This window comes from Streptomyces sp. NPDC055189, assembly GCF_053606765.1.
This window is the reverse complement of the sequence record NZ_JBSGSG010000008.1, coordinates 57,467-70,319: the sequence shown is the minus strand read 5'-3', so window position 1 is coordinate 70,319 and position 12,853 is coordinate 57,467. Positions and strand designations below refer to the sequence as shown.

At 70.7% G+C, this 12,853-nt stretch carries 8 protein-coding genes; 4 read left to right on the top strand and 4 right to left on the bottom strand.

Annotated features, from left to right (window positions below):
- The first annotated feature begins 2,069 nt into the window (after positions 1-2,069).
- On the top strand, positions 2,070-3,758 hold the full coding sequence (locus ACWFR3_RS08440) for a YfbK domain-containing protein (RefSeq protein WP_453733789.1): 1,689 nt from the start codon (positions 2,070-2,072) through the stop codon (positions 3,756-3,758).
- 15 nt (positions 3,759-3,773) lie between these two features.
- Here ACWFR3_RS08440 and ACWFR3_RS08435 read toward each other — a convergent pair whose 3' ends face one another.
- The 3 genes from ACWFR3_RS08435 to ACWFR3_RS08425 form a co-directional block, all read right to left on the bottom strand.
- Positions 3,774-5,540 carry a hypothetical protein gene (locus ACWFR3_RS08435; RefSeq protein ID WP_453733788.1) on the bottom strand — a complete coding sequence of 589 codons (1,767 nt, stop codon included), beginning with the start codon at positions 5,538-5,540 and terminating at the stop codon, positions 3,774-3,776.
- Positions 5,541-5,710: 170 nt separating this feature from the next.
- Complete coding sequence (locus tag ACWFR3_RS08430) at positions 5,711-6,940, bottom strand: acyl-CoA dehydrogenase family protein (protein ID WP_453733884.1); 1,230 nt, start codon at positions 6,938-6,940, stop codon at positions 5,711-5,713.
- A 35-nt stretch (positions 6,941-6,975) separates the two neighbouring features.
- On the bottom strand, positions 6,976-7,455 hold the full coding sequence (locus tag ACWFR3_RS08425) for an SCP2 sterol-binding domain-containing protein (RefSeq protein WP_453733787.1): 480 nt from the start codon (positions 7,453-7,455) through the stop codon (positions 6,976-6,978).
- Positions 7,456-7,524: 69 nt separating this feature from the next.
- Here ACWFR3_RS08425 and ACWFR3_RS08420 point away from each other — a divergent pair, with 69 nt between their 5' ends.
- From ACWFR3_RS08420 to ACWFR3_RS08410, 3 genes are all read left to right on the top strand, one after another.
- Entirely contained in the window at positions 7,525-8,202 is a 678-nt protein-coding gene (locus tag ACWFR3_RS08420) for a TetR/AcrR family transcriptional regulator (RefSeq protein ID WP_453733786.1), read from the top strand.
- 201 nt (positions 8,203-8,403) lie between these two features.
- Positions 8,404-10,332: an AMP-dependent synthetase/ligase gene (locus ACWFR3_RS08415; protein ID WP_453733785.1), complete on the top strand. Its 1,929-nt coding sequence runs from the start codon at positions 8,404-8,406 to the stop codon at positions 10,330-10,332.
- Complete coding sequence (locus ACWFR3_RS08410) at positions 10,280-12,187, top strand: GMC family oxidoreductase N-terminal domain-containing protein (RefSeq protein WP_453733784.1); 1,908 nt, start codon at positions 10,280-10,282, stop codon at positions 12,185-12,187. The genes ACWFR3_RS08415 and ACWFR3_RS08410 overlap by 53 nt, the downstream gene beginning before the upstream one ends.
- Positions 12,188-12,270: 83 nt before the next feature.
- Here the strand turns inward: ACWFR3_RS08410 and ACWFR3_RS08405 are convergent, their stop codons facing one another.
- Complete coding sequence (locus ACWFR3_RS08405) at positions 12,271-12,699, bottom strand: VOC family protein (protein WP_453733783.1); 429 nt, start codon at positions 12,697-12,699, stop codon at positions 12,271-12,273.
- Positions 12,700-12,853: the final 154 nt, after the last annotated feature.

Sequence of the window (12,853 nt, the reverse complement as noted above, 5' to 3'; positions counted from 1 at the left end):
GGAGGTGCTTGTGCCTCGCCCTCGTGACTTCACGCAGCGTATGAGTGAGGCGAGTTGTGCGGGGGAGGCGGAGAGCTCCGTGCCGGGAGCTTCGCTTTCGCGGAGGAGGATGCTTGTGGGGGTTGCGGTGAGTTGGAGTACACCCTCTACATCCCCCACGACGCCGACCCCACACCACCGGCGCCACCGTCGAGCACTGCCCTGGATGCTGAGCGGGGCCGGGGGTTGGCGCTCGTCCGCACCTGCGCCGACGGCTGGGGCTGGTATCCGCTCACGAGTACGGGGGACTCCGGAAAGTACGTCTGGTGCGAACTCTCGGCTGCGTGAGCGGGGGCTGTTGTGGTCCGGCGTTGGTCTGGGCACCGGTGCCGTCCGGTGGTCGCGAGTTTGGCGGTTGCGGGCCGGGAGTAAAGGGCGCTCCTACGTCGCGTCGGCTGCGCCGATTCCGCTGCGCTCCACCCTTGACTCCCGTCCCTCCACCGCGCGAGGGAAAGCGACCGGACGGCCCGGGGGCGGGACTCTCGACCAGGGCAGCCGGGATATCCGGCTTCCCGTCGGGTGCGGACTGGTTCGTTTGGGGCGGCCGCCAGAGGGTGAGGTGCGCGATCCGCTCCGGGGATGGGTGCCGGTCTCGTCAAGCGGCTGCGGACTGGTCCGTTGGGGGTGGCCGCCAGGGGACGGGGCGGGCGTGGGGCGGGGTGGTCCGTCGGCTGGTCGTGGGGCGGATTGCAGGAAAGTCGCACGCCGCGCCGGGTGGAGGGCGGGTGCGGCGGGACTTTTCTGCGATCGGCACTCTTTTGCCATCGCCAGGAGGGTCGGGGGTGGGGCACCTACTTTGGCAAAGTTGTGTTCCTGCAGGCGGGGGGCGCACGCGTGGGCCTATGCGCCCTCTGGGGATGGGGTGTTGGTCCTCCCGCAGGCGCACGCCCGGTGAGCAGACGGCCCCGTCGCCAACTGCGGCTGCCCGTGGGTGAGGGGCGGAGGGTGGCCGACCGTGGAGTCGGCCCCGGCAGTCCCGTCCGGCAGCCGCCGGGCGGGACCGGCGCACACTGCCCGGCCCCTCACCCCCAGAGGGCGCATCACACACTCCGCGCGCCCCCCGCCTGCAGGAACACAACTTCGCCAAGTAGGTCCCCCACCCCCGGCCCTCCGCACCGATTGCAGAAAAGTCCCGCCCCACGGGCCCTCAGTGCCTCGTTTCGTGCGACTTTCCTGCAATCCGCCCCACGACCGGGCGACGGACCGCCTTCCCGACTGCCGGGCAGCCGGGTGCCCGTCCCCTCCCGCCGACACGGACCGCCGCCCCACGCCCGCCCCGTCCCCTGGCGGCCACCCCCAACGATCCGGTCCGCAGCCGCTTGACGAGACCTGTGCCCCGGTCCAGCGGGTCGCGCACCTCACCCTCTGGCGGCCGCCCCCGACGAGCCAGTCCGCACTCGACAGGAATGCAGACGACCCCACGGCCCCTGGTCGAGAGTCCCGCCCCCGGGCCGTCCGGTCGCTTTCCCTCGCGCGGTGGAGGGGCGGGTGTCAAGGGTGGAGCGAAGCGGAATCGGCGCAGCCGACGCGCAGCGCAGCGGAGCGCCCTTTACTCCCGGTCCGTAACCGCCAATCTCGGGAGAACCGGACGGCACCGGTGACCGATTCAAACGCCGGTCCAGCACAGCCCCCGTTCCGGTGCCGATTCACCCCGGCCACCCCCGACGAACCAGTCCGCACCCGACACGATGACCCCGCGACCGGCCGGTCCTAGTCGAGAGTCCCACCCCCACCCCGGCCCCACCTTCACCCCCCCCCAGAGGCCGTCGCGGCCCACGCCCTGGGAATCTCTCCTGCCGGGCCCCCTCCTAGAGGAGCGTTCCGCCGATCCGGCGCTGCCTCCATCTGCACCGACAGGGCCCGTGGGCAGGGCCCGTCGGCCATGGCCGACGATCTGCGCACCCACCGCCGGGCGTTACCTTGGTGGCTCCCCGTACCCGCATTGAGACTCGACCGCAACGCTTTCGAGCGAGCGTTCGCGGTGCCCCGCGCGTCACAGTCATGTGAACCGACGACGCGAGGGGGCCAGGATGCGGACACGGACCTGGAAAGTACGGCGGGGGCTGCTCGCCGCGGCTGTGGCCGGTGGGCTGTTGCTCACCGGATGCGGTGGCGGCGGCGGTGGCAACACGGACCGGGCCAGCGACACCAGCGGGAGGGAACGCAGCGACACTGCCCCGGTCCTGCCCGCACCGGGCCCCGCCTCCCCCGGCACCGGCGACGCGGCCACCCCCGAGGAGCAACAGGACCGCAAGGACCGCGACTTCGCCCCGCCCCCCGACTACCTCTCCACGTTCGCCCTCGACGTGGACACCGCCTCGTACGGCTTCGCCCGCCGCACCCTCGACGAAGGGCGCCTGCCGGACCCGGCGACCGTACGCCCCGAGGAGTTCGTCAACAGCTTCCGCCAGGACTACCCGCGCCCCGAGGGCGACGGCTTCTCGGTGAACGTGGACGGCGCCCGCACAGACGAGGACGGCTGGTCCCTCATGCGGGTGGGCCTCGCCACCCGCGGAGACGGTCCGGACGGCGAACGCCCGCCCGCGGCCCTCACCTTCGTGATCGACGTCTCCGGCTCGATGGCGGAGCCCGGCCGCCTCGACCTGGTCAAGGAGTCGCTCGGGACCATGACCGACGAGCTGCGCGACGAGGATTCCGTCGCACTCGTCACCTTCAGCGACAGCGCGGAGAAGGTGCTGCCCATGACCCGCCTCGGCGGCCACCGGGACAAGGTGCATTCGGCCGTCGACGCGATGGAGCCGACCCAGTCCACCAACCTCGAAGCGGGCATCCGCACGGGGTACGACACCGCGGTGGGCGGCCGGCGCGACGGCGCGACCAACCGCGTCGTGCTCCTCTCCGACGCCCTCGCCAACACCGGCGAGACCAGCGCCGACGGCATCCTGGAGCGCATCTCCGACGCCCGCGAGGAACACGGCATCACCCTCTTCGGGGTCGGCGTCGGCAGCGACTACGGGGACGCGCTGATGGAACGTCTCGCCGACAAGGGCGACGGCCACACCACGTACGTGTCCGACAGCGAGGAGGCCCGCAAGGTCTTCTGCGAGCAGCTCCCCGCCAACATCGAACTGCGCGCCCGCGACGCGAAGGCGCAGGTCGCCTTCGACCCGCAGACCGTCAAGCAGTTCCGCCTCATCGGCTACGACAACCGCGCGGTCGCCGACGACGACTTCCGCGACGACACCGTGGACGGCGGCGAGGTCGGCCCCGGACACACCGTGACCGCGCTGTATGCCGTACGGATGAGGCCCGCAACGAGCGGACACGTGGCGACGGCGAGCGTCCGCTGGCTCGACCCCGACAGCCGCGCACCGCACGAGGAGTCGAACGAGATCGAGTCGGGTGACCTGGAGGGCGGCCTGCGGGACGCCGACCACGGGCTGCGGACGGCGGCGGTCGCCGCGTACTTCGCGGACGCGCTGCGGCAGGGAGCCTCCGGCACCACTGCGGGCCCCGAGCCGATGTCCACCTCTACCTCCACCTCCACCGATTCCCCCGGATCCAGGCAGCCGCTGCCCGGCGCGCCCTCGCTGGCCGAACTGGCGGGGATCGCCGACGCGTTGTCATCGGACGGCGACGGCGACGGCGACAAGGCCCTGCGGGACCTCGCGACCGCCGTCCGGCAGGCGGACCGGCTCACCGACCGTTACGGGGGTGGCGGGAGCGGCGGAGAGGACGAGGGCGAGATTACGGGCTAGAACTCGTCGGGGGTCTCAGTTACCGCACAACTGCCGCTCGGCCCGCACCGGGTCGTTGGGGAAGCGGAACGACGTCCGGTCCCACACCCCGGCGACATTGCGCAGGAACCGCCCCGGCGTCATCGGATCCCGCGTCGCCGCCCGCAGCTCGGCAAGGGCCCCGCAGTCGAGCGCCCGCCGGGCGGCGGCGACACCCGCGGGGTCGAGGCCCGCGGGGAGGGGGCCATGGCCGCGGTCGGCGAAGATCCACGTATCGGGGAGCCGCTTGTCGTGGCCCACGCGGCTGCCGTCGATGCGCTCGGAGTGGGCGGCGAGGGGATAGGCGAGGCCGATCGGATCGAGGGCGGCGCCATTGAGGGGGACGACGGTGCCGCTGAAGCCGAGGGTCATGTAGACGCCGGTCACCGTGGGGGAGTTGGTGCCCGCCGGGGTCCTCGCCAGGAACAGGCTCGGTGTGCCCTCGCGATCGGCTTCGCGTACGAGACGTGCGTAGGCGACGTTGCCCGGGTAGCCCGCGAAGTCGTGGTGCAGGGGGTGCGGGGCCGCGTTCTGCTGGACGTACACCCCGCGCTCGTCCGCCACCCCTTCGGGCCCGATCCGTCCCTCGTACGGAATCCGCAGCCAGCTCGCGCAGGCCACCGCCCAGATGCCGATGCCCACCGCCGCGATGGTCCACGCGCGCGTGAGGGGCACCAGGAAGACCGGCAGGAGCATGAGCAGGAGACCCGGCAGGAACATCCGGCCGTGCATGAAGTCGCCGCCCACCTTGATGACGTAACCCCAGCAGAGGAGCCCGGCGACGACGGGCGCGAGCGCGGGGACCAGCGGAACGGAGCCCTTGCGTCCTGCCGATGCCGATGCCGATGCCGATGCCGATGCCGATGCCGATGTCGATGCCCATGCCGAGACCGATACCCCTGCCGCCGACGGCAGCAGGGCCGCGAGCAGGAACAGCGCGGGCACCCACAGCAGATAGGGCTCCCCGAAGTCCGCGAGGTAGTCGAATCCGCGCCCCCACAGGCTCTGGGATGCCTCCTTGGTCACGCCGGGCAGCGGCATCAGCTGCCCGTAGTACCCGACCCGGAAGATCTCGTACGCGACCGGCAGCGCGAGGGCGGCTCCCAGGCCGCCGAACGCGGCCCGCCGCGAGGGCTGCGCGATCAGCCACTGGGCGACGAGGAAGACAGCGGTCACGAGTGCCAGGTCGGGCCGTACGAGCGGACCGAGCCCCAGGACCACGCAGGTGGCGGGCGAGTGCGCCCGCGTGACGAGCAGCAGCCAGGCCCCCGCGATCCAGCAGGTGGCGAGGCCGGTCTCCAGACCGGAGGTGGCGAAGTCCCAGACCGGCGGCAGCGCGAGCAGGACGAGACAGCCGACGGGCAGCACTGCCTTGTCCGCGTACAGCCGCATTGCCCCGAACGAGGCGAACGCGAACCCGGCGGCGGTAAGCAGCAGCCCGCCGTACATCGCCGCCCGCGCGATGTCGAAGCCCGGCAGCCCCGCGAGCACCAGCAGCCACTGCCAGAGGGTGCCGGTGGACGACTCGGCGCGCTCGCCCGCGTTGAAGACGGGGCCGTTGCCGGCCAGGATCTGCCGGACCGTGCGGACGTAGATGTGCCCGTCGTCGGACATCCAGCGCCGCTGGAACCCGGCGAACACGATGACGCAGGCCGGCAGCAGACAGAGGACCCAACGCCGGAGACCGCCCCCGGCGTCGCGTCGGCTGTTGAGCAGCCCGAGGACGGCGTCGGGTTCGCGGGGTGAGAGTTGCGTCGACGTCATGATCCAGTTATCGGCGCAGGTCAGGCGTGGCTTGAGGACTATTCGGCCCGTCCGGCGGTTGAGGACGAACTCGGCGGAGCCGGTGATCCGGGGCGCGTAACAAGCTCCGGCCGGCGCCCGCCCCGCCCCGCGAACACCGCTCTAGCCAACACCGCCCCGCAAACACCGCTCTAGCGAATCTGCCGCCCGGAAATCGCCCTGGCGATCACCAGGCGCTGGATCTCACTCGTCCCCTCGAAGATCGTGTAGATCTTCGCGTCCCGGTACATCCGCTCCACCGGATGCTCCCTGCTGTACCCCGCACCCCCGAGCACCTGCACCGCCTTCTCCGTCGCCGCCACGGCCAGTTCCCCGGCGCGCAGCTTGGACATCGAGCCCTGGCCCGCGTCGAACGACTTGTCGTTCCGTGCCATCCAGGACGCCTGCCAGATCAGCAGCCGCACGGCCTCGATCTCGGTCCGCAGATCGGCCAGCGCGAAGGCGATGGACTGGTTCTCGATGATGGGGCGGCCGAAGGCCTCCCGTGAGCCCGCGTAGTCGAGCGCGTACTCGTACGCGGCCCGCGCGATCCCGAGCGCCTGCGCCCCCACCGTCGGGCGGCTCACCTCGAAGGTCGCCATGGCGGCCTGGCCGCGGCCGCCTCCGGAGCCCGCCTTCGCGCCTTCGCGGGCCCGCGCCAGCCGGGCGTCGAGTCGCTCCTTGCCGCCGAGCAGGCAGTGCCCCGGCACGCGTACGTCGTCCAGGAACACGTCCGCGGTGTGCGAGGCCCGAAGCCCCAGCTTCTTTATCTTCTTGGCGCCTTCGAGGCCCGGCGTGCCGGGCGGCACGATGAACGCAGCCTGTCCCCGCGAGCCGAGGGCCGGGTCGACGGACGCGACCACCACATGGACGTTGGCGATGCCGCCGTTCGTGATCCACGCCTTCTGGCCCGACAGGGTCCACTCGTCGCGTGCCTCGTCGTACTTCGCGCGCGTGCGCATCGCCGACACGTCCGAGCCCGCCTCGGGCTCGGAGACGCAGAACGCCGCGACCTTCGGGTCGTCCTCGTCACCGAAGCACTGCGGCACCCACTCGGCGAGCTGGTCGGGCGTGCCCGCGGAGAAGATGCCGGCCACCGCGAGCGACGTGCCGAACAGGGCCATTCCGATGCCCGCGTCGCCCCAGAACAGCTCCTCGTTGGCTATCTGCAGCGAGAGCCCGCTGGGGTCGCCGAACAGATCGGCAAGGGACTCGAACCCGTACAGGCCGATCTTCGCGGCCTCCTGGATAACGGGCCAGGGCGTCTCCTCGCGCTCGTCCCACTCGGCGGCCGCCGGCCGCACCACGTCGGCGGCGAATCCGTGCACCCAGCCGCGCAGATCCCGCTGTTCCTCGGTCAGTTCGAGCGAGAAGGCCATGATGTGCTCCTTTCGTTTCGGAAGGTCGGTGCCGGGGGTCAGGCCTTGGGGATGTCGAAGTAGCGGGTGAGGCCGGCGGCGAGCGCCACATCGCCCGCGATCTTGAGCTTGCGCATCATGAACATCGTCACGGGGTTGGCGTTGCCGGAGACCAGCTTGAGGAACTCGGCGTCGGGCATGACGAGTGTGACGCGCGGGTCGGCGTCCGAGCGGCCTTCGCGGACGGTGCAGGTGCCGTCCGAGATGTCCGTCTCGTAGACCGTCTCGACCGACTCGTCGACTCCGGTGATCTTCCAGCGGATCAGGGCCTTGAGCGTGCCCGCGGCCTCCGGCTTGAACTGCCGGCCCATCCGCCCGAACACCTCCTGCAGGACGCGGGCGCGCAGCTCGGCGTCCCGGGCGATCTCGTTGATCTCCTTGCTGGACAGGCCCTTGACGATCTTCGCGAATTCCTCGGGGGTGACGCTCGCGAAGTCCAGTCCGGCCACGCCTTCGGCCCCGCCGACACCATCTGCCATGGCAATCTCCTTACTCGATAGTAAGCTTACTAGAGGGTAAGGTAGCCCCGAGTCTGGGAGGCTGCAAGGGTGACGGTCAACGGGAGAACTGAGGGACGGCGGAAGCGCGTTCCGCGCCAGGAGCGCGAGCAGCAGATCATCGATGTGGCGGTGACGGTCTTCGCCAAGCGCGGCTATCACGCCGCGTCCGTGGACGAGATCGCCGAGCTTGCCGGGATCTCGAAGCCGATGGTCTATCTCTACCTCGACTCGAAGGAGGGTCTCTTCCTCGCCTGCCTGCGACGCGAGGCCGACCGCCTCGTGGCGGCGTTCCAGGGCGCGGCGAAGGCGGGTGGCGGTGCGCCCGAACTGCGTCTGCACGCCGGCCTCTCGGCGTTCTTCGCCTTCGTCGCCGCGCACCGCGACAGCTGGATCGTCCTGCACCGCCAGGCGTCGGAGCTGAGCGAGGCGATCGCGTCCGCCGTCGCCGACGCGCGGCGCGCGGTGATGGCCGAGGTCGCGGGCCTGGTCTGGGACGGCATCGCGGAGAGCGACGGCGGCACGCAACTCGACGACGAGGACGCCGACTTCGTCGCGCACGCGCTGGTCGGCGCCGCGGACTCGCTCACCGACTGGATGGGCGGCCACCCCGGCCAGTCGCCGGAGGGCGTCACGCTGCGGCTCATGAACATGGTGTGGGTGGGGATGGGACGGGTGCTGGAGGGGGAGGTGTGGGTGCCGCCCGCCACTCCTTCGCAGGAGGAGTGAGTGTTGCCGTCACCACGATGGGCGCTCCTTGCGCCACGGTGAGCGCTTCTGTCACCGATGTGATGGCCGACCACCGATTTCTTCGCTGCACACCCCATTGAACTTTCCCTACGCTTGAGTAAGTTGACCTCCCAGTAAGTACGCATGCACCGCAGCACCACCTCTGCACGTCAGTTGGTAGTTCGGGAGCCGGGAGCCGTCATGGGCGTACGCAAGGATCTGAAACGGGCGCAACGCCACAGCGAGCTGGCGGAACGGGCCGCGGTGGAGCTCGTCCGGGACGAGCAAGGAGTCGTGCGCGAGGCGCGTACCGCCCGGCTCGCGGCGAAGGCGACGACGGGCAGCACCGCCGACATCCCCTTCGCCAACGCCGCCGAGGCGCCCGAAGCGGTCGTCATGCGCCGCAAGCAGGGCAGCGACGGCCAGTGGCGGCCGGTCACCGCGGCGGCCTTCGCCCGTGAAGTCACGGCCACGGCCAAGGGGTTGATAGCCGCCGGGCTCGAACCCGGCGGCCGGGTCGCGCTGATGTCCCGTACGCGGTACGAGTGGGCCGTACTGGACTTCGCGATCTGGTCGGCGGGCGGGCAGAGCGTGCCCGTGTACGCCACATCGGCGGCGGAACAGATCGAGTGGATCGTGCGGGACTCCGGCGCGACGCTGCTGATCGCGGAGACGGCGGAGAACGTCACGACGGCCGGTGCGGCGGTCGCGGACCTCGCCGGGCCGCCGCGGGTCCTGTGCATCGATGACGGCGCGCTGACCGAACTCGTCTCCCTGGGGCGGGACCTGTCCGACGAGGAGGTCACCAAACGGAGGTCCGCCCTCACCCCGGACTCCATCGCCACCATCTGCTACACCTCGGGGACGACCGGCAAACCCAAGGGCTGCGTCCTGACCCACGGCAATCTGCACGCAGAGGCCGCGAACACGGTCGACCTGCTGCACCCCATCTTCAAGGAGATCACGGGCCAGGTCGCCTCCACGCTCCTCTTCCTGCCGCTCGCCCACATCCTGGGCCGCACGATCCAGATCGCCTGCATGCTCGCGCGCATCGAACTCGGCCACTGCCCGAGCATCAAGCCGGACGAACTGCGGCCCGAACTGCGCTCCTTCCGGCCGACGTTCGTCGTCGGCGTCCCGTACCTCTTCGAGAAGATCCACGACACGGGCCGCGCGACCGCGGAGAAGATCGGGCGCGGCGCGTCCTTCGACCGGGCCGAGGGGATCGCGGTGCGGTTCGGGGAGGCGTATCTGAACAAGTTCCTCGACAAGCGCGGCCCCGGCCCCTCGATCGGCCTCTACCTCGGCTGGGGCCTTTACGAACTGCTCGTCTACCGCCGCATCCGCAAGGAGGTCGGCGGCAGGCTGCGGTACGCGATCAGCGGCGGCTCGCCCCTCGACCGGCGCCTCAACCTCTTCTTCTACGCCGCAGGGATCGTCATCTACGAGGGCTACGGCCTGACGGAGACCACGGCCGCCGCGACCATCACGCCGCCGCTGAAACCGCGCCCCGGCACGGTGGGTCTTCCGGTGCCGGGCACCGCCGTGCGCATCGCGGACGACGGTGAGGTGCTCATCAAGGGCGGCATCGTCTTCGGCTCGTACTGGAACAATCCGGCGGCGACGGACGCCGTGCTGCGGGACGAGTGGTTCGCGACCGGTGACCTCGGGGCGCTCGACGAGGACGGCTATCTCACGATCACCGGGCGCAAGAAGGACATCCTCGTCACGTCCGGGGGCAAGAACGTCTCCCCGGCGGTCCTGGAGGACCGGCTGCGCAGCCGGGCGCCGGTCGGACAGTGCATCGTCGTCGGCGACAACCGTTCGTACGTCGGGGCGCTCATCACCCTGGATCCGGAAGCCGTCGAGCACTGGCTGTCGGTGCGCAAACGCCCGAAGGGCACCCCGCTCGCCGAACTCTGCCGGGACCCGAAGATGATCGCGGAGGTCCAGAAGGCGGTGGACTACGCGAACGAGGCGGTCTCGCGGGCCGAGTCCATCCGCAAGTTCTCCCTGGTCGAGGGCGAGTTCACCGAGGACAACGGGCTGCTCACGCCGTCACTGAAGATCAAGCGGCATGCGGTGGCGGCGGCGTACGAGGCCGAGATCGAGGCGCTTTATGGGGAGTGAGGCGGCGGAGGGGAGCGAGGGGAGTGAGGCGGCGGAGGGGGTGACGGAGCCCTCTCAGGGGGCGTACGACTTCGACGTGCTGGTGGTCGGGTCGGGCTTCGGCGGGTCGGTGGCCGCCCTGCGACTGACCGAGAAGGGCTACCGGGTCGGCGTACTGGAGGCGGGGCGCCGCTTCACCAGGGATTCGCTGCCCCGGCACTCGTGGGACCTGCGGAACTACATCTGGGCACCGGCCCTCGGTCTCTACGGCATCCAGCGCATCCATCTCCTTCGCAACGTCATGGTCCTTGCGGGCGCGGGGGTGGGCGGCGGCTCGCTGAACTACGCGAACACCCTCTACGTGCCCCCGCCGGCCTTCTTCCAGGACAGGCAGTGGGCGGGCATCACGGACTGGCGGGCGGAACTCGCCCCGTACTACGACCAGGCCCGGCGCATGCTCGGCGTACGCCAGAACCCGACCATCACGGAGGCGGACGAGCATCTGAGGGCGGCGGCGGACCGGATGGGTGTGGCGGACACCTTCCGGCTGACGCCCGTGGGGGTCTTCTTCGGCGACGGAGAGGACGCTGACGGGGCGGAGGCTGGGGGCGGTGGCGGTACCGGCGGCGCCACCGGCTCCAGCTCTTCAACGGCCGGGGCACGCCCGGAAGTTCCCGGCCCGCATCCGGAAGTTCCCGACCCGTATTTCGGCGGGGCCGGCCCCGCGCGAAGGCCCTGCACCGAGTGCGGCTCGTGCATGACGGGCTGCAAGGTGGGCGCCAAGAACACCCTCACCGAGAACTACCTCTACCTGGCCGAGCGGGCGGGCGCGGAGATCCGCGCGATGACGACGGTGGTGTCGGTGCGCGAGATCGCAGGGGGCCATGAGGTGGTGACCGTACCCACCAACAGGCGGCGCAGGGGCCGCCGCACCGTCCTGCGGGCCCGCCAGGTCGTCCTCGCGGCGGGAACGTACGGCACCCAGACGCTTCTGCACCGCATGAAGGACGAGGGCCTCCTGCCGGGCCTCTCCGACCGCCTGGGCAGGTTGACGCGCACCAACTCCGAGGCGCTGGTGGGTGCGGTGACCTTCCCGCGCCGCTACCGCAAGAAGTACGGCGCCGACCGCCCCCTGGACTTCACCAAGGGGGTGGCCATCACGTCCTCCATCCACCCGAACCCGACCACCCACATCGAGAACGTCCGCTACGGCAAGGGCTCCAACCTGATGGCGCTGATCTGCGTCCCGCAGTACCGCCGCAACCTCCCCAAGCCGCTGGCCGCCGTCCTCGCCTTCGTCACCCACCCCGTACTCGTGGCCCGGGTCGCGTCGACGCACCGCTGGTCGGAGCGCACGATCATCGGCCTCGTCATGCAGACCCACGACAACTCCCTCACCACCCGCCTGGGACGCCGCCGCCTGCTGACGGCCGAGCAGGGGCACGGCGCGCCCAACCCCGTGCACATCGCGGAGGGCTGGAAGGCGGCGGGCCTGGTGGCCGAACGCATCAACGGCTTCGCGGGCACGAACCTGGGCGAACTCCTCAACAAGCCACTGACGGCACACTTCCTGGGCGGCTGCCCGATAGGCGATACCCCGGCCGGGGGAGTGATCGACCCCTACCACCGCCTCTACGGCCACCCCGGGATCTCGGTGGTGGACGGCTCGGCGATCTCGGCGAACCTGGGCGTGAACCCCTCCCTCACGATCACGGCCCAGGCCGAGCGGGCGATGGCGCACTGGCCCAACAAGAACGAACAGGACGGCCGCCCGCCCCAGGGCACGGGCTACGCACGAGTCCCGGCCGTCACGCCACGGAGCCCGGCGGTCCCGAAGGGCGCCTACGGGGAACTGCGCCTGCCGGACGTGCCGTAGAGGGAATGCGCCGCCCATCAGCCGCCCATCAGCCGCCCGTCAGCCGCCCATCAGCCGCCCATCAGCCGCCCGTCAGCCGCCCGTCAGTCGATACAGAACTCATTGCCCTCGATGTCCTGCATCGGGATGCACGAGTCCACACCGTCGTACAGCGTCTGCAGGTGTATCGCGCCGAGCGGGATCAGCCGCGCGCATTCGGCCTCGAGCGCGGCGAGGCGCTCTTCTCCTACGAGCCCGGTGCCGACCCGCACATCGAGATGCACCCGGTTCTTGACGGCCTTCCCTTCGGGAACGCGCTGGAAGTAGAGCCGCGGACCCACGCCTGAGGGATCACTGCAGGAGAACGACGAGTCCCGCTCCTCGGCCGGCTGCGAAAGCTTGAAGTCATCCCAAGTGGCAAACCCCTCGGGCGGCGGAGGTACGACGTACCCCAACACCTCGCACCAGAAGCGGGCGAGACGCTCGGGTTCGGCGCAATCGAAGGTGACTTGGAACTTCTTGATCGACGTCATCGGATCACCGTATTCGGTGGCGTCCCGAACCCCATCCCTGCGGGCCACTTCACGACGCGACCACTGTCATGTCACGAACGTGTCTTGAGAACGATCAAGATGGAACTGACGTGATCACATCGCTGTCTGACCAGACAGAAACCCACACAGACGA

What these genes read in the sequence shown, in the direction of transcription:
- ACWFR3_RS08405 (WP_453733783.1), bottom strand. Translation starts at nt 12,699, where the DNA reads ATGACGTCGATCAAGAAGTTCCAAGTCACCTTCGATTGCGCCGAACCC.
- ACWFR3_RS08415 (WP_453733785.1), top strand. Translation starts at nt 8,404, where the DNA reads ATGGGCGTACGCAAGGATCTGAAACGGGCGCAACGCCACAGCGAGCTG.
- ACWFR3_RS08425 (WP_453733787.1), bottom strand. Translation starts at nt 7,455, where the DNA reads ATGGCAGATGGTGTCGGCGGGGCCGAAGGCGTGGCCGGACTGGACTTC.
- ACWFR3_RS08440 (WP_453733789.1), top strand. Translation starts at nt 2,070, where the DNA reads ATGCGGACACGGACCTGGAAAGTACGGCGGGGGCTGCTCGCCGCGGCT.
- ACWFR3_RS08435 (WP_453733788.1), bottom strand. Translation starts at nt 5,540, where the DNA reads ATGACGTCGACGCAACTCTCACCCCGCGAACCCGACGCCGTCCTCGGG.
- ACWFR3_RS08410 (WP_453733784.1), top strand. Translation starts at nt 10,280, where the DNA reads ATGCGGTGGCGGCGGCGTACGAGGCCGAGATCGAGGCGCTTTATGGGG.